The following is a 26,276-nucleotide window of genomic DNA, read 5'->3' on the forward strand; positions in this document are numbered from 1 at the left end:
TTTTTAAAACCTGCGAGGTCTTACTATTAGTCTTAAAAATTTATGTTTTACTAAACCCCTTAATTTGCGTAATTTCGCCACTTTAAAAAAATAAAACCTGCAATGGATTACCAATTTAAAGAAATAGAACAGAAGTGGCAGAAGTTTTGGGCCGATAATCAAACATTTAAAGCCGAAAGCAATTCTGAAAAACCAAAATATTATGTGTTAGATATGTTCCCTTATCCATCAGGGGCAGGTTTACATGTTGGCCATCCACTGGGTTACATTGCATCGGATATTTTTTCGAGATACAAACGCCTTAAAGGCTTTAATGTACTGCATCCAATGGGTTACGATTCGTTCGGCCTACCTGCAGAACAATATGCCATACAGACTGGGCAGCACCCAGCCATTACCACCGAAGCAAATATTTCAACTTACCGCAGGCAATTGGATCAGATTGGGTTTTCTTTCGATTGGAGCAGGGAAGTACGTACCAGTGAGCCATCTTACTATAAATGGACGCAGTGGATTTTTATGCAGCTGTTTAATTCTTGGTACAACATCGAAAACGATAGGGCAGAAGATATTACCACCCTGATCGAAAAATTTAATGCTTCGGGTTCGGCTGATGTAAAAGCTGTTTGCGATGATGATGTTAAATCTTTCCTGCCTAGCGATTGGGCAACTTTTACCAGTGAAGAAAAACAGGAAGAGCTGTTGAAATACCGCTTAACCTACCTTAGGGAAAGTACCGTAAACTGGTGCCCGGCTTTGGGAACCGTTTTGGCGAATGATGAAGTAAAAGATGGTTTTTCTGAGCGCGGCGGATACCCTGTTGAGCAAAAGAAAATGATGCAGTGGAGTATGCGTATCACTGCTTATGCAGATAGACTTTTGCAGGGTTTGGATACGATAGATTGGCCAGAGCCGATTAAAGAGATGCAACGCAACTGGATTGGTAAGAGTGTAGGTGCATCAGTTAAATTCCAGGTAGAAGGCAGCGATAAGCAGATAGAAGTTTTTACCACGCGAGTAGATACCATTTTTGGTGTTTCTTACCTGGTTTTGGCCCCAGAGCACGAATGGGTAGTCGAATTGACCACTTTAGGTCAAAAACAGGATGTAGAAAATTATATTGCGCAAACCAAGAAGAAATCGGAGTTAGACCGCATGGCTGATACAAAGACTGTTTCTGGCGCTTTTACCGGTACATACGTAATTAATCCGGTAAGTGGCGAGCGCGTTCAACTGTGGATTGCCGATTACGTTTTGGCAGGTTATGGTACCGGCGCAGTAATGGGGGTTCCAAGCGGCGACCAGCGCGATTGGTTATTTGCTACGCATTTTAACCTTCCGATAGTGCAGATATTGGATGCACAAAAAGATATTGATGTTCAGGCCGATCCAACCAAGGAAGGAAAATACATTAATTCAGGTTTTATTAACGGCTTAACCTATAAAGAAGCGGTTCCATTCTTGAATAACTGGTTAGAAGAAAAAGGAGTTGGAAAAGCTAAGGTAAATTTCCGTCAGCGCGATGCGATTTTTGGTCGCCAGCGTTATTGGGGCGAACCTATACCGGTTTATTTTAAAGATGGTTTACCTTATTTGGTGAATGAAGAAGAACTGCCTTTATTGCTGCCCGAAATTGATAAATATCTACCTACCGAAACTGGAGAACCACCTTTGGCAAGGGCCGAGAACTGGGTACCAGATGGCGGAGGTCATTACGAACTGAGTACTATGCCAGGTTGGGCCGGAAGTAGCTGGTATTGGTACCGCTATATGGATGCCAACAACAATTCGGCATTTGCATCGAAAGAAGCCATTGAGTATTGGCAGGCTGTTGATTTATATATCGGCGGTTCTGAGCATGCTACAGGGCACTTGTTATACAGCCGTTTCTGGAACAAATTTTTGAAGGATTTAGGTTATACCAAAGAAGAAGAACCTTTCAAAAAATTGATCAACCAGGGGATGATACAGGGTAGAAGTAATTTTGTTTACCGCATTAACGATGAGAACGGTAAACCAACCAATACTTACGTTTCTGCTGGTTTAAGAAAAGAATACAAAACTTCGGCATTACACGTCGACGTAAATATTGTAGAAAACGATACCCTTGACGTGAATAAATTTAAAGCCTGGAGAGAAGAATATGCCAATGCCGAATTTATTCTTGAAGGCGGGAAATATATCTGCGGAGTTGAGGTAGAAAAAATGTCGAAATCAAAATTCAACGTGGTTAATCCCGATGATTTGATTGAGCGCTATGGTGCCGATACTTTGCGCATGTACGAAATGTTTTTAGGCCCATTGGAGCAGAGTAAGCCTTGGAATACCAATGGTATTGAAGGGGTATTTAAGTTCTTACGTAAATTCTGGCGTTTATTCCATAACGAAGAGTGGGTTTTCCACGTTAACGATGCCGTGCCTACAAAAGCCGAGTTAAAATCATTGCATAAAATCATCAAAAAAGTACAGGATGATATTGAGCGTTTCTCGTTCAATACTTCTGTTTCGAGCTTTATGATTGCCGTAAATGAATTAACCGATCTGAAATGTAAAAACCGTCAGATTTTGGAAGATATGGTCATCATTCTTTCCGCTTACGCGCCACACATCTGCGAGGAGCTTTGGGTGCTGTTGGGTAACGATGCCGGAACTTTATCATACGCTGCTTATCCAACTTTTAAACCTGAGTATTTGGTAGAGGATGAGTTTGCTTACCCGGTTTCTATCAATGGTAAAATGAAGATGAACCTGAATTTGAGCCTAACTTTGGCCCAACCAGAAGTTGAAACGATTTTACTGGCCGATGAACAGTTCCAGAAATTTTTAGACGGTAAAGAAACCAAAAAAATAATTTTCGTTAAAGGGAAGATTATTAATGTGGTGGTTTAGGAAGATAGCAGGCTGAAGGTTTAGGGTAGAAGGTTTCCTTGCTCTTGCTTTAAGGCTCAACTGAAAATAGAAAAACCCAAGTTACATTTTGTAGCTTGGGTTTTTATTTTGTCGTTGCTTAAACGATGCGTCATGCTGAATTTATTTCAGCATCTACTTGTTGTGTAAGATTCTGAAACGAGTTCAGCATGACGATCAACGGATTAGTCTCTCTTTTTCCGGTTTCCGCCAAATCTTCTGTTGTTGCTGGCGTTACGCGGTTTGCCACTCATATTGCCATCACCACCTTTTCTACCACCACCACCTTTGGATTGTGCCTGAGGCTTGCGTTTAACCTGGTTTTTGGCCAGCATGCTTTCCCAGCTTAACGGGTAAGGATGGTTATCTACGATTGGCAGGGTTATTTTAATCAGTTTCTGGATATCCAGTAAGTATTCGTTTTCTTCTGCATCACAAAATGAAATGGCATGACCTGCAGCGCCAGCACGGCCAGTTCTACCGATTCTGTGTACATAAGATTCAGGAATGTTTGGTAGTTCATAATTGAAAACATGCGATAGCTGATCAATATCAATACCACGTGCAGCAATATCGGTAGCTACCAATACGCGGATCCTTTTATCCTTGAAATCGGTTAAAGCACGCTGTCTGGCATTTTGCGATTTATTACCGTGGATGGCTGCAGCTTTAATGCCGGCATGACCTAAATCTTTGGCAATTCTATCGGCACCATGTTTGGTCCGGGTAAAAACCAGAGCGGTTTCAATGGTTTTATCGTCCAACAGGTGAATCAATAATTTCTTTTTATCTGGTTTATCAACAAAATAAATAGATTGGTTAATGGTTTCGGCGGTTGACGAAATAGGGGTAACTTCTACTTTTATCGGGTTTGATAAAATGGTGTTGGCCAGTTTCTGGATCTCATCGGGCATAGTAGCCGAGAAAAACAAGGTTTGGCGTATGGCCGGAAGTTTAGCTACCACTCTTTTTACATCGTGGATAAAACCCATATCCAGCATACGGTCGGCTTCATCCAAAACAAATAGTTCAATGCTGTTAAGGCTAATAAAACCCTGGTTCATTAAATCTATCAAGCGGCCAGGTGTTGCTACTAAAATATCGACACCTTTTTTCAGCGCCTCAACCTGCGAAAACTGATTTACCCCACCAAAAATTACCAAATGGCGCAGGTTTAAGTTTTTGCCATAGGCTTTAAAGCTTTCTTCAATCTGGATGGCAAGTTCGCGTGTTGGTGTTAAAACCAAAGCCTTAATATTTTTTGTTGCTTTGGTATTGATGTGTTTTTCGTGCAGTAACTGCAGCATTGGGATGGCAAAAGCAGCGGTTTTTCCGGTTCCGGTTTGTGCGCAGCCTAATAAATCGTTTCCTTTTAATATTGTTGGGATGGATTGCTCCTGTATGGGCGTAGGTTGTGTATAACCTTCAGTCTCAAGGGCCTTTAAAATGGGCTCAATGAGGTTTAATTCTTTGAATAACATGTATGTTTCTGTGTAATATTTATCGAAGAAGCTAGAACAATCATTTATTGAAGGACTAACTTGCGGATTGCTTTAAATGATAAAGAAATTCTGCTTCGGGGGCAAAGATAGGTAAAATATATAAGATGTATAAGGTATGATGTAAAATGGACGTAAGGATGGATTGAGGGATAGAATTATAGAAGGATTGAATGATAGATTTATTGAGGGATAAAATGATAGAAGGATTGAATTATCGACTGATTGAATTATAGACTTGGACGCTTAACCTCCATTCAATCATCCAATCATTCATTCAATCAATCAATGATTCATTCATTTCGCCTTTATCTTTCCTCCTTAAACCGACTAAAAACAAGCAGCGCGATAAGGCAGAGGCCAAAACCAACCACTCCGTTTAGCCTTAATCCGTAATCGTGACCCGGATCTTTGCCGTAAATGGTAAGCATGGCAAAAATAGCGATTCCCAGTGTTTGTCCGAGTTTTACAAAGAGGTATTTCACCGCAAAAAACATCCCTTCGTGGTTTTCTCCGGTTTCTAAAGTGTCTTTTTGGGCTATATCGGCCAATATTGCGGTAGGTAAAATACCCAGTGCAGCTAAAGGGAAAGAGGCAGATAAAACCAGCATATAAATTTGCGTATGTGGTGCAAAAGGGAGTTTGCCCAAAGAGAAAATGGTTACAAAGATTAAGCACAGCACAGCAAAAGCCAGTAGCACGAATGGTTTTTTGCCTATTTTGGCCGAACCGAAATTAACCACAGGGTAAAAGGCCAATGAAGCGAAAACCATGGCCCCCATAAATTTACCACCTTCTGATTCGGGTAAGCCCAAAAGAACTGTACAGAAAAATAATAAACCACTCGAAATGATACTTAAGGCCGTATAAAAAGCGAAATCTGAGATGAGGTAGTATTTGAAATTACTGTTTTTAAAGGTGTTTTTAATGGCTGGCCAAAGCGGAACATGCGTAGGTTTGGCTATAGAAAATTCTTTTTCGTTAATAAAAAAAACAGGCAACAGCATTACCAGACCCGAGAGGATACACAAACCCCAAATTGCCGTTTGAACGGCTTCGCTACGGTTCACCACCTGAAAATTGTGCTGTACCAGATCGGCAAAATTGTTGGTACAGGCCGATAATATAATGCCGATTACAAAGCCCACCTGTTGGTAGCTGGATAGCTTAACCTTTTGCCTTGGCGTATTGGTTACCTCGGCCAGTAAAGCGTTGTAAGGTATAATGTAGGTGGTAACGGAGATGAAAAATAAACAGAGCGTAATAGTTAACCACCAGGCATTGTGGAGGCTTTCGGTTTTTTGTATCGGGTAGAATACGAGACCGCAGAAGAGCATAGATGGAATAATTGCCCATTTCATAAAAGGCATCCTACGGCCATTTTTACTGGTACTTGCGTCGCTTTTGGCCGCAATAAAAGGGTCGTAAATGGCATCAACCAATCTGCCCGAAGCGGCTATGATAGAAAGAATGTTAAATGCCCCGAATAAAACAAGCTGCGGCACCAATGGCGGAAGACCTGCATTGCTTGGGGGCAGATAGAAAAAAGGAAGCATTACGATAATGATGTTCGTCATCGTGCTCCAACCAATCATACCGGCAGCATAAGCAATTTCCTGTTTTAAAGAGAGTGTTTTGTTCATCAATGATCTTAAAGTGCTTCTAAACTGCTAATAAAACTATTTTTTGTTAAACCACCTGCTCACAAAATAAATGGCCAAAAAGCCAATAAATATGTACAAGCCATTTAATGCTGCATCCGGATCGTCGGCATAAATGCTAAAAGCAACGAAAGTGTAAGCCGCAATAAATATGATAGGCAATATAGGATATAATGGAACAGTATAAATGGTTTTTTTATCAAGATGGGCAGTTCTTTGACGGAGAATAAAAATTGTGGCCGCAGAACTGGCCATACTGATGCTCTCTAAAAAAATGGTGTAGTTTAAAATCTTATCAAATGTTTTGGCGTAAAAGATAATTATCACGGCAACTAAAGTAAAAACAGTTAAGCTCAATGTTATAACCTCAGTTTTTTTGTTCATCCTGCTGAATATTTTAGGCAGTGCACCTTCTTCGCCCATTGCAAACATGGCCCTTGGGTTGCTTAACAGGTTTACATTTACATAACCCATCACCGAGAAAAAGATAATAACCGAAAGGGCATTGAAGCCTGCAGGGCCAAATATTTTCGAAGCCAATATGGCCGCTATACTTTCTGCTGTTTTTAATTCTTCGAAACCAATAACCTTTACATAAACATAGTTAATGGCCAGGTAAAGCAGTACAATAATGGTTAACCCGATAATAATAGAACGTGGAATTACTTTTTTGGCTTCTTTAACCTCGCCACCAAAATTGATGGTTTGGGCATACCCCGCGTAAGAGAAAGAAACTGCAATTAAGCATAAGCCCAATGCTTTGCCATAATCGGTCCAGGTGGGTAGAGCGCCTGTTGCGGTTTTAAAAACAGGTGTTACGGTTTGTGTCTGGGTGCCAAAAAACACAGCCGCTATGAGTGTTAAAATCATCCCGATTTTAATGATCGTCAACACATTCTGCGTTTTGGAACTGGCTTTTAAACCCAGCAGGTTAATGAAGTAAAAAACAAGGATGGTGGTAATGGCAATGGCTACACGGTAAGTTTCGGTCTGTTTATCGAGCGGTAAAATAATTTTGCTCAGGTATTCTGCCCCGATAATGGATATGGCTGCAACAGAGGCCGCACTCGAGATAATTACAATACAGTTAATGGCAAAAGCAATAGAAGGGTGGTATGCGGCCGAAAATATTTTATAATAGCCACCGGTTACCGGAAAACGCGAACCGATTTCGGCATAAGTTAGTGCCCCACAAAAAGCAACAAAGCCACCAATAAACCAGGCCAGGTAAAATAACTCTGGAATCTGTGCTTTTGCGGCTACGTTTACCGGTGTGCGAAAAACCCCCATACCTATAACCAGGCTCACCACAATCATGGATAAATCGAACAGCGAAAGTTGTTTTTTTTGTTGCATTGATAAGGGATGTTAAAATTAGGATGAAGATAGGGAAAATTGAATGATTAAATGAGGGAATGATTGGAGGGAGGTAGGATGGACGATGTAAGATGGATGATGGTTCATGGTTTGATAGCTCATGGTTCATAGCTTATGCGCACATTGACAATTGGCTATAAAGCCATAGGTTATCAACCTTAACACTTTGGTCTGTTTGCATGTCATCGTCCGTTTTACATTATACACCATCCATGTTTGTATGTGGAAACTTTCTTTTGCTAGCCTCACAGAATAAATCTATTATTGTATGATATTTTTGAGCGTAATATTTTGAAAGGCTTTCAGGTATTAAACTCATTCCTACAAAATTTGTCATGTTGAGTTAAGGCGTATACGTTTTGCACGTTATAGCCGCTTTGTAAATTAAAATTGCAAAGTTTTTCTAATGATAAACATATAAACAGATTTATGGCAGAAGTAATTTATAACGACGACAGTATTCGCTCATTAGATTGGAAAGAACACATCAGGTTACGTCCGGGTATGTACATTGGGAAGCTCGGCGATGGCTCTGCACAGGATGATGGTATTTATGTATTATTAAAGGAAATTGTAGATAACTCTATCGATGAATTTGTAATGGGTACCGGAAAAACCATCGAGATTACACTCTCCGAGCAAAAGGTGAATGTACGCGATTATGGCAGGGGTATTCCATTGGGTAAGGTAATCGATTGTGTAAGTAAAATTAATACCGGCGGTAAGTACGATAGTAATGCCTTTCAAAAATCGGTAGGTTTAAACGGGGTGGGTACCAAAGCGGTTAATGCTTTATCAACCAGTTTCACTGTACAATCGTACCGCGATGGCAAAACAAAAAAGGTAGAATTTTCTAAAGGCGAAATTGTAACTGAACAGCCGGTAATTGATACTACCCAGCGTAACGGTACGGCAATTACTTTTTATCCTGACGAAACCATTTTTAGAAACTACCATTATATCAGTGATTTTGTGGAGAGTATGGTGTGGAACTATGTTTTCCTGAACACTGGCTTAACCGTAAATTTCAATAACCAAAAATATTTTTCGGAAAGGGGACTTTACGACCTGCTTTCTAAATTTAATAAGCCCGAAGAAATCCGTTACCCGATTATCCATATGATTGGCCCGGATATCGAAATTGCGATGACCCACGGACAGCAATATGGCGAAGATTACCATTCGTTTGTTAATGGCCAGCACACTACGCAGGGTGGAACGCACCAGGCGGCATTCCGCGCAGCTGTGGTAAAAACGGTACGCGAGTTCTTTAAAAAAGAATTTGATGCTTCTGATGTACGCTCATCAATTATTGCAGCCATTTCTGTACGTGTACAGGAGCCGGTTTTCGAATCGCAGACCAAAACCAAACTGGGTTCGCAGAATATGGGACCAGAAGGACCATCGGTAGCTACATTTATCAATGATTTTGTTAAGAAAGAGCTGGATGATTACCTGCACAAAAACCCTGATGTTGCGGATGCCCTGCTGAAAAGGATTATGCAATCGGAGCGTGAGCGTAAAGACATTGCGGGCATTAAAAAACTGGCTAACGATAGAGCCAAAAAAGCATCGTTGCACAATAAAAAACTGCGCGATTGTAAGGTTCATTTTAATTCTACGCACGAGAAACGTTACGAAACAACTTTATTTATTACCGAAGGAGATTCTGCATCTGGATCGATCACAAAATCACGCGATGTAGACTGTCAGGCCGTATTTAGTTTAAAAGGTAAGCCGCTAAACTGCTACGAGCTAACCAAAAAGGTGGTTTACGAAAATGAAGAATTTAACCTGTTGCAGCATGCTTTAAATATTGAGGATGGTTTAGAAGGACTGCACTATAACAATATTGTAATTGCAACAGATGCCGATGTGGATGGCATGCACATCCGCTTGTTGATGATGACCTTTTTTCTTCAGTTTTTCCCTGATTTGGTAAAGGCTGGTCACGTTTACATTTTGCAAACCCCATTGTTTAGGGTGCGCAATAAAAAGGAAACCATTTATTGCTATAGCGACGAAGAGCGTAGAAATGCCATCGAAAAACTGGGCAATAAACCAGAAATTACGCGGTTTAAAGGATTGGGTGAGATATCGCCAGATGAATTTGGCCTCTTTATCGGAAAAGACATCAGGTTAGATCCGGTTATTTTAAAAGATCAGACCATTAAAAGCTTATTGGAATATTATATGGGCAAAAACACGCCCGATAGGCAGCAGCACATCATCCGTAACCTACGTATAGAGAAAGATGAAGTGGCTGAGGAACCTAAAGTAATTACCGAAGAAGTAGCGTAAGTATTTTTTAGGATAATGATTCCGCTTTGTGGGGAAATGAACCGGGGAGCAATAAAAAAAGTCAAGTTTTGAAAAAACTTGACTTTTTTGGTTTAATACGTTCATTGCGTTGAAATCGTCACCCTGAATTCATTTCAGGGTCTATTTTGCAAGAAAGATCCTGAAACAAGTTCAGGATGACAATCGTCCCTGGAATATCTGAGACCTTGGTTCATCTCTCCCCAAACCAATATTTATGCTTTTCCCTCACTCACATTAACCGTATCTTCTGGGTGCTGCGGCGGCAGTACATCTACCTTTTTTTCTACTATGGTAATCTTGGTAAATACGGCATACTTGCTTGGCGAAATACCACCATCGTACTTTTCGGCATAGGCCTGTGTAAATTCAGCGCCGAAGTAGAGTATAATCGAGGTATAATAAATCCACAATAAAATAACGATAATCGAACTGGCTGCGCCAAGGCCGAACCCGGATTACCTTTTTCGATATAAATCCCGATCAGGTATTTACCCAAACTGAAAAGAACCGCGGTAAACAATGCACCAATTATGGCCGATTTCCATCGGATGACCACATCTGGTAATACTTTAAATATGACTGCAAATACAGCTGTAACAGCAGCGAGCGTAATTACATTGTTTAAAATATATATAATCAGGGCCATGGTATCGTTTGCAACCGGAATAACTTCATCTATATTACTCTGCGATAGTAGATTGGCCAATTTAGAACCTAAGCCAACCACCACACTATTCACCACTAGCGAAACGAGCAACAAAAAGCCCATCGAAACAATCAATGAAAAAGACAATAACCTGTTAGAAAGCATTTTTATCCAGCCTTTTTTGGGTACCGCCTTTACTTTCCAGATCATGTTTATACTGTCTTGTATTTCAATAAATATGGCAGTAGACCCGATAATTAAGGCCACAATACCTACGATTAAGCTAAAAGTTGATTGACCAGTTCTGTTGGCATGCTCTACGAAGCCCTGTATCTGGCCGGCTGCATCTTTGCCCACCAATTCGGTAACCTGTCCAAAAAATTTCCCCCGTGTTTCCTCATTTTTTTTATCGCCCAAAAATAAAGTAGCTGCTGAGAGGAGGATAATAATAAGCGGAGTAAGTGAAAAAATAGTGTAATAAGCAAGTGAAGCACTTAATTTGGTTACCCTGTCTTCTATAAAACCTTTTCCGGCAGCAACAAAAAGATGGTAAAGCGCAATAAAGAAATGTTTGATCTTATGAATTACTTTCATCAAAAAAATTAAAACGGATATCCAATTCCTATGTTAAAAATTAAGTTCTCTCTGCGCCAATCTTTGTTGCCAAAAGCTATATTGTCAAATACCCATCGCTGACCTTCGGGAAGGTATGGTTTGCGTACCGGGAAAGCCACATCTAAACGGACTACAAAAATGCTTACATCGACCCTTAAGCCTGCACCTGTACCCACCGCTAGCTCATTAAAGGCGTTTTTTAGCTTAAAGCCTGATCCTGGTCTGCCAGAATCGGGTACGCCAGGAACACCAAGATCCTCTTTCCTTAGCCAGATATTACCTGCATCCACAAACAGGGCACCATATAATACACTTACTATTTTAAAGCGGAGCTCTGAGTTGAGCATGAGTTTAATATCACCACCCTGATCTGCAAAAACTGCGTCATCTTTCACCTTAAAAGTTCCTGGGCCTAAGGTTCTGGCCGGAAAAGCCCTAATATCATTACTACCTCCTGCAAAAAACTGTCTAACGAATGGTAGTGATGTGCTATTTCCATAAGCATAACCATATCCCAAATTTAATCTGTTAGCCCAGATTAGGTTTTTGGTTATTTTATAATAATCCCTAAAATCTGCCTCTGCCCTGATAAACTGTGTTAATGGGACATTAAAAATTGTGCGTCTTCCTTCTTCGTCTTTCGGTACAAATGCTCCCCATAGATTTCCGCCTGTTTCTAAACCTCCAAAGAAATATACATTGTTTCTTCGGCTGTCTTCCATTTGGTTCGTATAGGTGAAATTGTAGTTACTCCCAATGATAAATTGATTCTCTAAGGTTGTTCTCAATAAAGGGTTAACATTAAACAAGCTATCTCTGGTGGCTGTGTCAGGGAAGCTTGTAGAAACATAACTAACTGATATTGGATTGAAATTATGTTCTTTATAAATGTTTTCTTTAAAGTTATAGCCGTATTGCCCCTTAAAAGCATGTAGTGTATATTCAGAACCCCGGTTAAGCATTTGATAGGAAAGCGAGGCAATGGTTTTCGGTATAAAGGCATTGGTACTGTTCGGCTTGTAAAACGGTACAATAAGCCTTGGGAAGGTCAGTTTTCCTTCGGCTGTTAAGGATAGGGAATTTCTGCCCAGCGAAGTTCCTTTGGTTTGGGTTTCGAAACCACCGCTAACGCTAATATCAAGCTGCTCTGCATTTCTGAATAAGTTTCTGGTGGTTTGGGTAACCTTCACTTCCGAGCCCACAAAATTGTTCGATTTACTTGTTCCGGTAACCGAAAAGGTAAGCGAGTTTTTCTTTAATGGCGTTAAATAAATATTCAGGTCGAGCTGGTTGTTTTTAAAGCTATCATCTGGTAAAAACTCAGCCCTTACATCCTGAAAAGCCCCCACATTAACCATCCGGTTTAGCGATTGGTTGTGGTCTTTACGGTTATAAGGCTCACCCTTCTGAAAAAATACCAAGCGATCAAAAAGCCTCGGTTTAAAAGTATTCCGATCATCGTAAATGTTGAAATCGTTATATACAAGCGGTTTCAGCTTACGCAGGCTACTGTCTCTCCTTAACGAATAGTTGGGGTAGATGTTAATGTTTTTGATGGTATAAGGCTTTAAACTGGCATCTGGCGCAATATCTTTAACCTTTACCGAAACATTTACAAGGTTTTTGCCAATGGTGCTGTCCACCTGCATAATTAAATAATCAGGACTGAAATAAAAGTATCCGTTTTCTTTCAGGTCGTTGTCTATTCTGATCCGTTCGTTTTTATAGGTATCGATATCATAATAATCGCCTGTTTTTAAAAGTGTTTTGCCTTTATTTGCATTGATAATTTTGGTCAATACACCCGTGTCTGGCGGGAAATTTATTTTGTTGATTTTATACCGTTCTCCGGTAACTGCGGTGTAAATGGCCTTCCCCTTTTTTTCTTTGATAACGGTATCGCCGGTAACATTGGCCTGCAAATATCCTTCGCTAATGAGGTAACTGGTTAATACATCATTGTTGTATTTCAATTTTACTTCGCTCATTAACACGGGTGCTTCTCCCTGCCTGCGTAACCAATTTCTAAAACCTTTGGGTTTTTTAGGTTCTCCGGCCAGGTTGTAAATGCCCAGCTTAAATTTTATGCCCAAAAATGATTTGTTGGGGCGCGGCCTTGTTTTGGTTTCCAGATCTGCTTTTATCTGTTTTTCATTGTCGATTTTGCCCGAAGTATCAGGATTGATTTTTACTTCGGCACCGGTATACAGAATCTGCCCTGGTTTTAACGATTTGGTACTGCTGCAGGCTGCCCAAACTAAACAGGCCAATAAAAATAAAAGTGGTCTAATTAGTTTTCTCATCTTGTGCTTTCTGTTCAATGTTTCTTATTCTTCTAATACGTTTCTTTTGGAATATCTCTCTAAATTTATTGTAATCTACCACCAGCGTAAAACCTAAACCGGTTTCAATAATCTGGCCCTGTACAATTAGGTCGTTCTGGTTCCGGCGGTAAGCCCTTAAGCGGTACCTGCCATCTGCAGAGAGAGCGTATTCAACATTTACGTTCCCTGCAATATTTGTCGATTTTTCTCCCGGCGCCTGTGGTCCTTCCAGTGCAAAAGAACTTCCAACGGTAACCGTTAGCCTATCATTCAATAATTTTTTGGAAAGGCCAACCTCAAGGTCGGTTTTTTGCTGCATCGATCCTGTTGAGTAATCTTCGGATGAGTTGATGCCAAAGTTTAAGTCAACACCTTGTATCAGATCGGAAGTTAAATTGTTGAGCTGCTCGGTTAAAAGCTTGCTTACGCTCGAACGGGCAAGGGTAGAAACACCGCCACCACCGCCGGCCAAACTTTGGAAAGGGTTGTTGGCAATAAACCGGTTTAGGGCCAATAAGGCAAAAACCTGTTTGTTCAGCTCGCTTTCATCTCGGTTAACATTAATCAGTTTGGTATACACCTGGCCGCTTAAAGCACCACGTTCGTTTTCGGGCAGATCCAGTTTAAATGAAATGGTTGGTTTTAACAGCTCGCCCTTTATCATTAAATAAACCTGAAAAGGTAGTTTCGTTCTGGCTTCGTACAGATCGGGCTGGTTTAACAGGTCGATAGGGGCGGCGTTAACCTCGTAAAGCGCAGTAATGTTTGCATTGGCAGAAGTTGGCTCGCCGGTCCATACAATGGTACTGCCCTTAACCAGTTTAAATTCTTTTTTTACAACGGCCAGTGTCAAGTTATAAGAGCCATCTACAATTTCGTAGCGGCCTGTCATGCTGATTTTACCGCTTGGGTCCATCGTTACATTTAAATCGGCATTTCCCCTTACCTTTAAATTATCGCCACTGGCAGGGTCTACTACAACATTCAACTCTGCTTCCGGATCTATAGTAACAGCGGCTACCAGGTTTAAACCTTTAATTGGAGATTTACTGATACTATCTACTTTTAGTGCTTTTTGTCCGTTAAATGGAGGTGCATCGGCATCAATAAACTGAACAATCCCTTCCTGATCGATAATAGATGGATCGTTTGCAGGTAAAGCAAAGAAAAACTTGGTTCCTTTGTTTATGTTGATGTTCATATTTACATCGGGCTGGTTCAAATCTCCGCGTACCTTAATGTTACTGGTCAGGTACACGGTACCATAAATCATTTCATTATCGGCTGCGGTAGAGTTAATTGCCCTGAAATTATTCATCCTGATGTCCAGTCCAAAGCGGTAATTTTTGAAATCGCTGGTGTAAACCTTTCCGTTAATGGTTGCCTTTTGGTTTAACGAATCAATCAGTGTGAAGTTGTTAAAGCTAATGCCTTCGTTGGTAAACGATATTTTTTCGTTCGGCATGCGGAAATATGAATTTACATAGGCCACGTTAATGCCTGCATTGTTAAAGGTTACATCGCCCAGTATTTTAGGCGCAGTTAAAGCCCCTTTAACGGTTAATGCGCCGGTTAAGGTACCTGTGCCATTTTTAAGCTGACCGGCTGATAAGCTTTCGATATTCTTCATTTCGATCTTATCAATATTTACAGTAAGATCCAATGCGCTTTGAGGGGCGGTGTAGTAAAAACCATTTACCCTTAGCTCGTGCACGCCGGTTAAGGCTACATTTACCTCGAAAGCATTTTCGGTATTGTTGTTTATAGCCAAACGCAAGGTGCCCAGCTCGTCTTTCTGGTAACGGAGCTGATCTACAGTAAGGTTAGCTTCAAATTTTGGTGTGCTGGCCAGATCTTTCACATTGGCCGTACCGTTTAAACGGCCACCAACCAAAGTAGTGTCGGTTTCGGCAAATTTGGTTAAGGTTTCTAACTGAAAATCTTTAAACTCAACTGCTAAAGGTGCATTTGGTTGTGTAGGATTGCTGTTTATAGAAAGAGACTGACCGCTGTTGCTGATCTGGAACTGGTTAACCAAAATGCCTGAAGCCCCAAACTGGATATAATTATCCTGCGAAACCACCCATTTCTGGTAATCCAACAGCAGCTTCTGCGGATCTAGCGTGAACTTGAAATCTTTATTGATAGATTGGAAAGTACCGCCGATTACGTATTTGTTTTTAAGCTGCCTATCGCGGAGAAAAACATTTACGCCGAGGTTATTGTTGGCGGCATCGCCACTTACTTCAGTATTGAAAAGCGCAATAGATGGGCTTTGAAGGCTTTTAACGGTTAAACTGTAATCCAGTTTGTTATTGTCGTTATTAATGTTTAAAACCGTTGTATCTACCTTAAAATCGCCGTATACTACCTGAGGGAAATTTCCTTTAATCTGTAAACTGTCTTTTTGCGTATCAATTAATCCGTAAAACTGCGATTGCTTAAATACGGTCAGTTGCGGAACAAAATTCTTCAGCAGTTTCGAATCGTATACCTGTACAAAGAACCTCAGTCGCTGATCGGGAACTTTGGTTACAGTGCCAAAGGCGTAGTATTTGTTAATTTCGTTGATAATGGCATTGCCCACCTTGCTCAACTGATATTTACCGTCAATTTTAGCCGATAAAATCTCTGATTTCAAGGTCAGTTCATTTTCGGTAGCGGTCGATTTTGCGCGGATTGAAATGGTATCCACATTAATGCGTTGCTTATCTTTTACCAGCTGTAGGCCGGTAACATCAACCGATCCATTTAAGTAATCTGCATCGGCAGTGGCCAGATCTACTTTTATCAGCCCAGCGGCACTTAAAACCGTTGGACTAAAGTTTAAAGCCTGAAGATTTACCTGTTTCAGATTTAAATCGGCTTTTACCGCAGGGTATTTCCCGGCGAGGTTAACCTTTGCATCTAAATTAAAGTTGGCATTACTATCGGGCATACTGCTTTTAATGCTGATGTTCTGCTTGCTGTAAGTACCCGCAAGGTTTAAATTACGGTAAGTGTATTTGTTGTAATAGGCGTTTAAAACCTTTGCATTAAACTTGGCGTTTATCTTTTTTGGATCGAGCCCTGTACCTGCTACATTGGCTTTAACGGATACGCGGCCCAGTTTAGGCTGCATTTTTAATAACCTGCCAACATTGAAGTTATTTAAGGTAATATCGGCCTTGTAACTTTCTTTGCCCTTGGGGCCTTTCATGCCTGCAACCAAAATAGCACCGCCCATATCCGTTTGGATATTCAAGTTGGTGTCAAAATCGGTCATTGAGCCTTTAAAGTTTCCTTTTGCATTAACCACATTGGGCAGTTCGATGCTTGGCGGCAAAGATTTTTTTGGTACCACCACCAAAATATCTCCCTTGGTTACGTGCAGCTTTTTGATGTTTAAATCGAGAAAGGTTTTATTGATATCGGGAAGGCCTTTGGCTTTTCCACTGATATCGATCTGGGTGTTTTTCAGCCCGCTGATCTGCAGTTTTGGTATATTGAGGTTATTCAGGTAACCGTTAACATCAGCATTTATTTTTATTTTTTCGTTGCGGTAATTGGCAGGTACAGCATTGCTGAAAAAACCGGCATCTTTTAAACCAATTGTAGTGTTTTTAAGTGCAATATTCAACTTTACCCGTTCAGGATGTTTGGTTAAATCATCCATCGAAGTGAAATTTAATTCTGTCGCGTTTTCAATGGCTGTGTTCGGTGTTTTTAAAACAAAATTGCTCAGTTTAATCTGCTTATCGTTATACACGGCATCACCACGCAGTTCATCCAATGTAAATCCGCTTTTCTCTTTCAATGAACCATTTTTAACGTTGGCCTTTATGCCTGCTGCACTATAGGCTACATTGCTGGCGCCTAAATTAAGGTTGCTGATTTTAAGGTGGTTAAAATCCATTCCCTTGGCAATTGGTTTTGCGCCGAGGTTATCAAACTGTAATTGGTTATCCGATAAACTGATTTTATTGATCATTAATCCGAGGGGAGATTTTTCGGGAACCACGGTATCCTTAACTTTCTTTAAATCGTTGCTCGGCGCGGGTTTAAAGGCAAAGAGGATGTTCGATCTGTTGAGGTGTGCATCATCAACAGAGTATTGGCTGTTGGTTAAATCAACCTTAAGGTTTACGAGGCCAAGATCGTTAACATCGGCAACTGCTTTTGTAGTCGAAATCTGATCGTCGTAATTTACCTTCACCTTGCTGAAAATAAAGTTCTGCACTTCAATCAATGGCAGTTTGCCTTTTTCTTTCTGACTGCTATCTACACTATTTGTAATGTGCTGAACCAAATGTACCAAAGGTTTTTGCTGCAGGTAGCGTAAAGAAGTGTTTACCAGGCTCAGTTCTTTGATTACGTAATGCTGATTGGCCAGGTCAAAATCTTTGATCTTGGTTTTAAATGCACCCAGATACACTTTAACATCATTACCAGCAACATCATCGCGGTAATTGATCCCAATATCTTCGAAAGAAACCTTATCAACAGAAAATTTTAGGGTAGAAGTGCTATCTTTCTTTACTTTTTCTTCTGGCTTTTTCTGGTCACTTGCGAAAGCATCAACCAGGAAAGAAAAATTAAATGTAGTATCGGGCGTAATGCGCTTTACATTGGCGCGTACATTTTTTAATTCAATATTATTAACCTCCACCGTGTTTTTCAACAGTTTAAACAAGCTGATATCTACTGCCAGTTTTTCTGCATACAATAAGGTATCGCCTTTGCGGTCTTCAATGTAAAATTTGTTTAAAACAACATCTTTTGGCAGGGCAATTTTAATACTCTCTAGGCTAACTTCAGTTTTGGTTTTGTTTTTAAGGTAGTTTATAGCCTTGTCTTTAACGAAATTCTGAACAGCAGGGATATTTAACGACAGGGCCAAGCCTACCACCAGTATGATAATGGAAGCAACTACCCACAATAAAATTTTGAGACCTTTTCGTACGTATCTATTCAAAGCTAATTGTGTTTGGTGTGTTAAAAAATTGCCTTTAAAATTAATTTTAATGGCAGTTTAATAATTAATACAAAAAATAACCTAAATTGTTCGCCCGCAATAAAAATTTAACATTGTCGGTGTTTAAAACAATTAAGAATGAACTCAATAAATCTAAATATATCTTTTGAACAATACACGGGTATTGAAGAATTAATGGATAAAGACCGTATACTTTGCGGGCAGGCTGAGCAGGCCTTATCCAGTTCTTATTCACCATATTCTCAGTTTAGGGTGGGTACAGCTATCCGTTTGGCATCAGGCGAAACCATTTTGGGCAGTAACCAGGAGAACCTGGCCTATCCATCGGGTCTTTGTGCAGAGCGTGTGGCGCTTTTTAGCATTGGGGCCAGTCATCCAAATGCAGTAATTGAGAGCATGGCCATTACGGCTCAGACCGATAATTTTGAAATTTTAAGCCCTGTTACATCATGTGGGGGCTGTTTGCAGGTAATGGCCGAATTTGAGCGCAAGCAGAAATCACCGATAGAAGTGCTTTTTTATTGTTTAAATGGTGAGGTTTTGAAGGTGTCGAGCGTGAAGAGTTTATTGCCTTTTGCTTTTGTTGAAGACAGGTTGGAGCGATAAGACCTTCCGCAATTTTATTAGCTATTGTGGCTCTTGCCATGAAAAGAGAGCACTAAAACATGCTGTGTATTAGATTTAATATTCGCCAAATGTAAAACTAAGGTGAGCTAAGATGTCTAGGAGGTCAAAAAAAAATAGATAAGTTTTATAGTGGTCTGTGGTGACACAGACCCCGGAGATGATCACCTAAGCTGTTAAATATTCGTTTTTGCAGCGCTGACGCATAGTCTGTGTCCCCACGATCGTTTATGGCGTTAAGTCACATAAACTGAAATAAATAAGTTTAATAGTGGTGTGTGGTGGCACAGCCCACGGAGATGGTGATTATTGCGCACTTCGGGCCTCTGACCTCCTACTTTTAGCTATATTTGGTTTTTTAAACCACAATGAAACACCTTTACATCTTTCTTTTTTCTCTTCTGATCTGTTTAAACCTGCAAGGGCAGGGTTTACTGAAGGGTAATGCCAATTATAAAATAACTTACTTCCGCTCGGCCGATGGTAAACCTAAGGAGGATAGAAATGCTACGGTTGTAATGGTTTTGGCAAAGCAGAATTTGATCAGCAATGCAAGTATCCTTGATCATAAATCTAAATATCCGTTTGAGCAGAGCATGGTAACCAAGCCGGAATTGATTTTATTTCAGCTTGCAGATTTAAATAGCGATAAGCAGATTGCCACAGCCGATAGTACGGCAATTGGAAAGCAAACCTTCGAATTTAGCAATGAAACCAAGGTTATTTTAGGTTATACCTGTAAAAAGGCAACAACCGTAGTAAACTCTAACCGTATAGATTTATGGTATACCACCGATGCGGGCATTAAAGCTGCGCCAACCACTTTGGGTCAAAACCTCGGATTGGTTTTAGAGCAGGTACGCAATAGCAATAGCTTCGTTACCGCGACCAAAATTGAGGAAGTTAAAAAAGTACAGCCTATTGATTTAGCAAAGATTGGGAATAAGCTTACCGATGGCTTAACATACAAAGACCAGCTTTGGAAAAGTAGGTTTACAACTTTGAACATATTTAATAACGAAATCATCAATTTTACCGATAAACCTCAATCAAACGATTCTATTTTCCGCTATGCGGGAGGAACAGTTATCGCAAGGAAGATCAAATTTCCTGAATTTCAGTCCAATCCGAATGTTTTTGTAGATGTAACTGAGCAATCAAACGGCGATGCTTACGATAGAACAGGTTCAGTATTTATTATTCCTACGGATAAACCGATCAGCCTGCTCGATGCTTTAAAAAAATCGGTTAAAGATCTTCCTGTTTACGATAATGGTAACGGCAAAAGCTATCAGGGCGTTGTGGCCACTGCAAATTATAATCCGGTAATTGAGCTAATGCGCTTTTTTACCCCTTTTGGTGTGGGTAAGTACAACACCTTAAAACTGAAAGATAAAAACTGGGCAGAGAAAGTTTACTATAGGCAGGATGTTTCGGAACTGTTTCCGCTGGTGAACGGGAAAGAGGCTTGGGTAGCCGTTTTTATCGGTAACTATGATAAAGGCGGTCATAAGGTTTCTTTAAACATTACGCTCCATAACGGCGGAAGACCTGAAAATAACAAGGCCGTTATATTGCCTTTATTCAATTCGACGAATGTAATGGAAATGGCCGGACAGGAATATGCCACCATGTTCAGCAGTGAAAAAGGGCTCGAAGTTTCTTTCATTTTGGCAAAAGATTTAAAGGATGCCAAACTCCGCTACATTACAACAGGGCATGGCGGCTGGGGCAATGGCGATGAGTTTGTGCCGCGCAAAAATACCATCTGGTTGGATGATAAAGAAGCTTTTGCTTTTACGCCCTGGCGGCAGGATTGTGGCTCGTACCGCCTGTCTAACCCAGCTTCTGGTAACTTTGAAAGTGGCCTGTCATCGTCTGATTTAAGCCGGTCGAACTGGTGCCCGGGCACAGTTACCAACCCCAACTGGATCAGTCTGGGCGATTTAAAAGCCGGCAGCCATACCATCAAGGTCACCATCCCAATGGGCAAGCCAGAAGGCACTAGCTCAAGCGCCTGGAATGTTTCGGGGGTGCTGCTGGGCGTAGAGTAATTTCTTGTCATCTCCCAAAGCTATCTTCATTTCGAGCGAACCCGATAGCTATCGGGTGCAACGGAGTCGAGAAATCTATCCCGAGGTAGATCTCTCCGCTTCGCTGTCGGTAGCTATGAGGGCCGGTCGAGGTGACGCAACTTCCATTTAACCTTTCGCAGCATTGAAATGTGAATAACCTCTCTTCATTCTGTGCAATCATTTTTATTATATTTACGGCTGCCAATTTTTGTAAATAAATGAGTGAAGAATTAGATCAAAACGTAAACGAAGAGCACAAACATACCATAACCCCAATTAACGGTTTATACGAAAACTGGTTTCTCGATTATGCGTCTTATGTAATTCTCGATAGGGCCGTTCCGCATATTAACGATGGATTGAAACCCGTTCAGCGGCGCATTATGCACTCGCTTAAGGAAATGGATGACGGGCGTTTTAATAAAGCGGCCAACGTAATCGGAAATACCATGAAATACCACCCACACGGTGATGCATCTATTGGCGATGCCATGGTACAGATTGGCCAAAAGGATTTACTGATTGATATGCAGGGTAACTGGGGCGATCCGGTTACCGGCGATAGTGCTGCGGCACCACGTTACATCGAGGCACGTTTATCTAAATTTGCCAACGAAGTGGTATTTAATCCAGATACTACCGAATGGCAGTTAAGTTACGATGGGCGTAATAACGAGCCGATTACCCTACCGGTTAAATTCCCGTTGCTGTTGGCGCAAGGTGCCGAAGGTATTGCGGTAGGTTTGGCAACCAAGGTAATGCCGCACAATTTTATCGAACTGTTGGATGCTTCGATAGAGGCTTTGCAGGGTGTACGCCCGAATATATTGCCCGATTTTTTTACGGGCGGTATGGCCGATTTTTCGAACTACAACGAAGGCCAGCGTGGAGGTAAAATCCGAGTACGGGCAAAAATTACAGAGAAAGATAAAAAGACCCTGGTTATTACCGAGGTTCCTTTTAGTACCACAACGGGTTCGGTTATTGATAGCATTTTATCTGCAAACGATAAAGGCAAGATCAAGATCAAGAAGATTGAAGATAATACCGCGGCCAATGTAGAAATTGTGGTGCATTTGGCTCCTGGCATTTCGCCAGATGTAACCATCGATGCACTTTATGCCTTTACTGCCTGCGAGGTGTCGATTTCTCCAAATACATGTATTATCCAAGGAGATAAACCACACTTTTTAAGTGTGAACGATATCCTGATCGAAAATACAAAACACACCAAGGCACTGCTCAAAAAAGAGCTCGAAATACGCCTGCACGAGTTGCAGGAGAAGATTTTCTTCAGCTCTTTACTTAAAATATTTATTCAGGAAGGAATGTACAAAAATCCTGAATACGAAAATTCGAGCAATTTCGAAACCGTTGTTGAGGTTTTACATATTTTGTTCGATCCTTTTAAACCTTCGCTTTACCGAGAAATTTTGCCAGAGGATTTTAAGAAACTGATCGATAAGCCAATGAGTAGCATCACCCGTTTTGATGTGAAAAAGGCCGATGAGCAGATGAAAAACCTGGAAGATGAGATTAAAGTGGTTAAAAACCATTTAAAACACCTTACCGATTACGCCATTGCCTGGTATCAGAGGCTAAAGGATAAATATGGAAAAGGCCGCGAGCGTAAAACCGAAATCCGCCTGTTCGACCGTGTAGAAGCTGCTAAAGTGGCTTTGGCCAACGTAAAGCTATACATGAATAAAGAAGATGGCTTTATTGGTACGGGCTTGAAGAAGGATATCCATGTTGCCGATTGTTCGGATATTGACGAGGTAATTGTTTTCCGCGAGGATGGAAAATGTATCATTACCAAAGTGGCCGACAAAACCTTTGTGGGCAAGAATATTATACACGCACAGGTATTTAAGAAAAACGATGAGCGTACCGTTTATAACATGGTTTATAAAGACGGTGCCAGCGGAACATCCTACATTAAAAGGTTTTCGGTGGTTGGGGTAACCCGCGATAAGGAGTACGATTTAACCAAAGGATCTAAAGGTTCAAAAGTATTATATTTTACCGCTAACCCTAACGGAGAAGCTGAAATTGTAAATGTGGCATTAAAACCGCATTCCAAATTGCGTAAGCTTCAGTTTGACCTTGATTTTGCCGAAGTGGCCATTAAAGGCCGCGGTTCGCAGGGTAATATTGTTTCAAAATATCCGGTTAAAAAGATTGTATTGAAAAGTAAAGGTGTTTCTACCTTATCAGGATTAAAAATCTGGTACGACGATTTATTGAAACGCCTAAATGTAGATGGCCGCGGAAAATACCTTGGCGAATTTGATGGCGACGACCGCATTTTGCAGGTCCACAAGGATGGTTACTATGAATTAAGTTCGTTCGAACTGAGCAACCACTTTGATGATGGCCTGATCCTGATCCAAAAGTTCGATCCCGAAAAGATTTTTGCAGCTGTGCATTTTGATGGCAAGGCACAGAACTATTTTATCAAACGTTTTGTGTTCGAGTTACAGGCCAATGGCCGGAAAACCATTTTCATCAGCGAAGAACCAAAATCGAAACTGGTACATTTAACAGCTAACCCGGCTGCCAAAATTATCGTCGATGTGTTGAAAGGCAAAACCCAGGTTCCTGAAACATTGGATTTAACCCTGGCAGAGCTGATCGATGTAAAAGGCCTAAAAGCGAACGGTAACCGGCTATCTCCGCACGATGTTCAGAAAGTTGTGCTGGAAGAACCCGAAATTGCAGAACCGGAGCCTGAAGAAACCACTGGAGAAGAAGAAACGGAAGATGGACCGGCTGATGATGAAACTATAAACGCTGAAGATATTGCAGATGAGGCCCAAGAAGCTGCCGAAGTAACTGAAAAGCCCGTGGCAGAAAAAACCAAACCTAAATTCGAACGCACGGAGCCGGCAGCCAAAGTTGAAAAACCGGAGCCGGTAGAAAAGCCTTTAACCGAAAAAGCAAAGCCAGAACCGGTTAAAAAGGAAGAAACCAAAGCAGAAGAAAAACCTGTGACGGAAGAAAAGCCTGCAAAAACAATCGATTTCGAAATTACCAATCCGGATGATATCGATATGGATGATAAAGGGCAACTGGGATTGTTTTAAATAAGGTAATCGTCATTTCTATACGATAGCTGTCGTATCAGCGTGACGACCGCTTTAGTTGTGCTTTTAAAAAAAAGTCGTCATTTCGAGGCACGAAGCAATCTTAATACACACGCTAGTAGCGATTGTTTTAAGATTGCTTCCGCGAAAATCGGGGGCTGAAAAAGCCTTTCCGATAAATCGGAACAGGTTCCTGCAATGACGAAATAGTAAAAGTAATTTTTACAAAACAGCTAGCTCATGAAATACCTTCATCGTTCAAATTATTTACCAATGCTGTTATTTTATAGCTTTTTCGAACGCGCTTAAGCCACCAACAACTGGTAGGGTAAGGGTTGTTGCATTTAAATCAATAGTAAGTTCAGTACCCGCTTTTGGCCAAAGTGTAAACTCTTTATCGCTTGAAAAAATCATAAGGGCAATTTTTTTTCCTGCTGGTATAATCTGATCATCGGGCTGAAGATTAAATTTAAGCTCGTAAAATTTTCCTGGGCTTAAAGCGGCACTCTCTGTTAGCGATTTGCTATTTTGAGGATCGGCCCAGCCACGCGTAATTACATTATCCATTAATTTTACTTTATTTCCTTCGGTCCACGGCAAGGCAACCAACCAGACAGAAAAGTTGGCTGAGGGTTTATTGCTCGCCAATTTAACCGTAAACTGGGTTAATCCCGATAAATGAACGGCTTCCTTTAACACCGGGCTTACATAAAGCAGGCAGTGGTCTGAATTTTCGGCTTTTGCCAAATCACTTCCCGAAAAAGAAACATCATCTGTCAACTTTTCTAAGGGCTGTTTCTTTTGCTTAGCCGTGTACAGGTTTCCAGAACTCTTTCCGCCAGCACCAAGGTAAAGTTTTACATTACTGGCATCAGGGTTTGGATAGTCGGCGTAAGGCGTTGGGTTCGAATTGGGTTCATTTTCTCTAACAATCCATGCTTTGGGCTCTTTTTCAACTCCGTTTTCAATGCCAAATAAATAACGGGTAAACCACCTGTTCATCATTTTCATCGGTGGCGGACCACCATGGCCCTGTTGGTGATAGTAAATCTGCACAGGTAAGCCTTTGGCCTCGGCTGCTTTGTAAATCCGATAGCTGTGCTCGGGCATTACGTTCCAATCGTTAAACCCGTGCGACATCAATAATGCGGCTTTCATAGGTTTAATGGCATTTAGATAATCCCTGCCTGCCCAAAAGTTGTTATAATCACCCGTAATGCGATCCATTCCCTTTGCCATTTCCCCATCTCTAATGGTCTGGTTTGCATAAGCTCTTTTGTCTTCAGCGCCGCTATGTATATAATCGTATAAAACGTCAACATCTTCTCCTAAATAACCACCTGGGCTTCTTACCAAGCCATTTGAGCGATAGTAATGATAGTATGAAGTGTTTGGCGCAATAGGAATAATTGCTTTTAAGCCTTCAACGCCGGTAGTTGCCGCCGCTACAGGGATAGTTCCGTTATACGATGTACCTGTCATTCCTACGCTTCCGGTGCTCCAGTAAGCCTTAACTTTTTCATTTCCATCGGCAGTGGTGTAGCCATTATCTTTCCCGCTCAGCCATTCAATTACGGCTTTTGGTGCCAACGATTCGTTTATTCCACCCACTGTGGGCGATCCCTGCGAGAGTCCTGTGCCTGGTGAAGAGGAGTGTACAACAATAAATCCACGTTTTACCCATTCTCTGATCAAAGAGTTAGAAATGATTGGTCTTTTACCTGTGCGTACCACTTCTGGGTGTACGCGGGGAACCGCAGATTTTTCGCCGAGTTCGTGTTTTACATCCCAAAAAACATCTTTGTCATTTCCGGCCGTGCCAGCGTAATAAGGACTCGATTCATAAATAACCGGCAGTTTTAATCCTTCTGTTTCCGTTTGGTAAGGACGTGTTACATCAACATGCATGCGGTCTGGCTTTCCGTCACCATCGGTGTCAAATGATGTTTCTACCCATAAATCGGTGCGGATCCATTTATCAGGAGTATCAAATAAGGTTACAATCTGTGCTTCACCATCTTTAAATATAGGAAGTGTTTTTGTGGCCTCGTTTTTTTCTTGTGCAAAGGCCGAAAAAGCCACTGTAAATGATAATAGAACGGGTAACTGTAGTAATTTACCTATTTGCAGTTTAAGGTTTATCATGGTTTTGGGGTTTAGGATAA

Annotated in this window: 12 protein-coding genes; 5 read left to right on the plus strand and 7 right to left on the minus strand. The window is 41.0% G+C overall.

The genetic code is table 11. The annotated features are described in order from the left end of the window. Positions 1-102 precede the first annotated feature (102 nt). Positions 103-2,889, plus strand: coding sequence for a leucine--tRNA ligase (gene leuS, locus ACS5PU_RS01730; RefSeq protein ID WP_439457538.1), 2,787 nt, complete (start codon positions 103-105; stop codon positions 2,887-2,889). A gap of 203 nt (positions 2,890-3,092) precedes the next feature. On the opposite strand, the gene ACS5PU_RS01735 is transcribed toward leuS, so the two are convergent. The 3 genes from ACS5PU_RS01735 to ACS5PU_RS01745 form a co-directional block, all read right to left on the minus strand. Continuing rightward, the gene (locus ACS5PU_RS01735; RefSeq protein ID WP_439457539.1) at positions 3,093-4,388 is read right to left on the minus strand and encodes a DEAD/DEAH box helicase; all 1,296 of its coding nucleotides are present in this window, start codon (positions 4,386-4,388) and stop codon (positions 3,093-3,095) included. A gap of 326 nt (positions 4,389-4,714) precedes the next feature. After that, positions 4,715-6,049, minus strand: a complete 1,335-nt coding sequence (locus ACS5PU_RS01740) for an MFS transporter (RefSeq protein WP_439457540.1) — start codon at positions 6,047-6,049, stop codon at positions 4,715-4,717. Positions 6,050-6,085: 36 nt separating this feature from the next. Next, positions 6,086-7,423, minus strand: coding sequence for an APC family permease (locus ACS5PU_RS01745; RefSeq protein ID WP_439457541.1), 1,338 nt, complete (start codon positions 7,421-7,423; stop codon positions 6,086-6,088). A 450-nt stretch (positions 7,424-7,873) separates the two neighbouring features. Here ACS5PU_RS01745 and ACS5PU_RS01750 point away from each other — a divergent pair, with 450 nt between their 5' ends. Next, a complete protein-coding gene (locus ACS5PU_RS01750; RefSeq protein ID WP_439457542.1) occupies positions 7,874-9,745 on the plus strand; it encodes a DNA topoisomerase IV subunit B in 1,872 nt (623 codons plus the stop codon). A gap of 307 nt (positions 9,746-10,052) precedes the next feature. Here the strand turns inward: ACS5PU_RS01750 and ACS5PU_RS01755 are convergent, their stop codons facing one another. From ACS5PU_RS01755 to ACS5PU_RS01765, 3 genes are read right to left on the minus strand one after another with little or no spacing between them, the layout of a single operon-like run. Next, the gene (locus ACS5PU_RS01755) at positions 10,053-11,006 is read right to left on the minus strand and encodes a YihY/virulence factor BrkB family protein (protein WP_439457543.1); all 954 of its coding nucleotides are present in this window, start codon (positions 11,004-11,006) and stop codon (positions 10,053-10,055) included. An 8-nt stretch (positions 11,007-11,014) separates the two neighbouring features. Then, positions 11,015-13,330 carry a BamA/TamA family outer membrane protein gene (locus tag ACS5PU_RS01760; RefSeq protein ID WP_439457544.1) on the minus strand — a complete coding sequence of 772 codons (2,316 nt, stop codon included), beginning with the start codon at positions 13,328-13,330 and terminating at the stop codon, positions 11,015-11,017. Beyond that, complete coding sequence (locus ACS5PU_RS01765) at positions 13,314-18,305, minus strand: translocation/assembly module TamB domain-containing protein (protein ID WP_439457545.1); 4,992 nt, start codon at positions 18,303-18,305, stop codon at positions 13,314-13,316. The genes ACS5PU_RS01760 and ACS5PU_RS01765 overlap by 17 nt, the downstream gene beginning before the upstream one ends. Before the next feature lie 138 nt (positions 18,306-18,443). Between ACS5PU_RS01765 and ACS5PU_RS01770 the strand changes: the two genes are divergently transcribed. The 3 genes from ACS5PU_RS01770 (at position 18,444) to ACS5PU_RS01780 (ending at position 24,111) form a co-directional block, all read left to right on the plus strand. Then, on the plus strand, positions 18,444-18,932 hold the full coding sequence (locus ACS5PU_RS01770) for a cytidine deaminase (protein ID WP_439457546.1): 489 nt from the start codon (positions 18,444-18,446) through the stop codon (positions 18,930-18,932). A 386-nt stretch (positions 18,933-19,318) separates the two neighbouring features. Next, positions 19,319-21,004, plus strand: coding sequence for a PNGase F N-terminal domain-containing protein (locus ACS5PU_RS01775; protein WP_439457547.1), 1,686 nt, complete (start codon positions 19,319-19,321; stop codon positions 21,002-21,004). A 239-nt stretch (positions 21,005-21,243) separates the two neighbouring features. Beyond that, the gene (locus tag ACS5PU_RS01780; RefSeq protein WP_439457548.1) at positions 21,244-24,111 is read left to right on the plus strand and encodes a DNA gyrase/topoisomerase IV subunit A; all 2,868 of its coding nucleotides are present in this window, start codon (positions 21,244-21,246) and stop codon (positions 24,109-24,111) included. A 279-nt stretch (positions 24,112-24,390) separates the two neighbouring features. Here the strand turns inward: ACS5PU_RS01780 and ACS5PU_RS01785 are convergent, their stop codons facing one another. Beyond that, positions 24,391-26,256, minus strand: a complete 1,866-nt coding sequence (locus tag ACS5PU_RS01785; RefSeq protein WP_439457549.1) for a Xaa-Pro dipeptidyl-peptidase — start codon at positions 26,254-26,256, stop codon at positions 24,391-24,393. Positions 26,257-26,276 lie beyond the last annotated feature (20 nt).

It is taken from the genome of Pedobacter sp. GSP4, assembly GCF_051857575.1.
Taxonomy (GTDB): Bacteria; Bacteroidota; Bacteroidia; order Sphingobacteriales; family Sphingobacteriaceae; genus Pedobacter.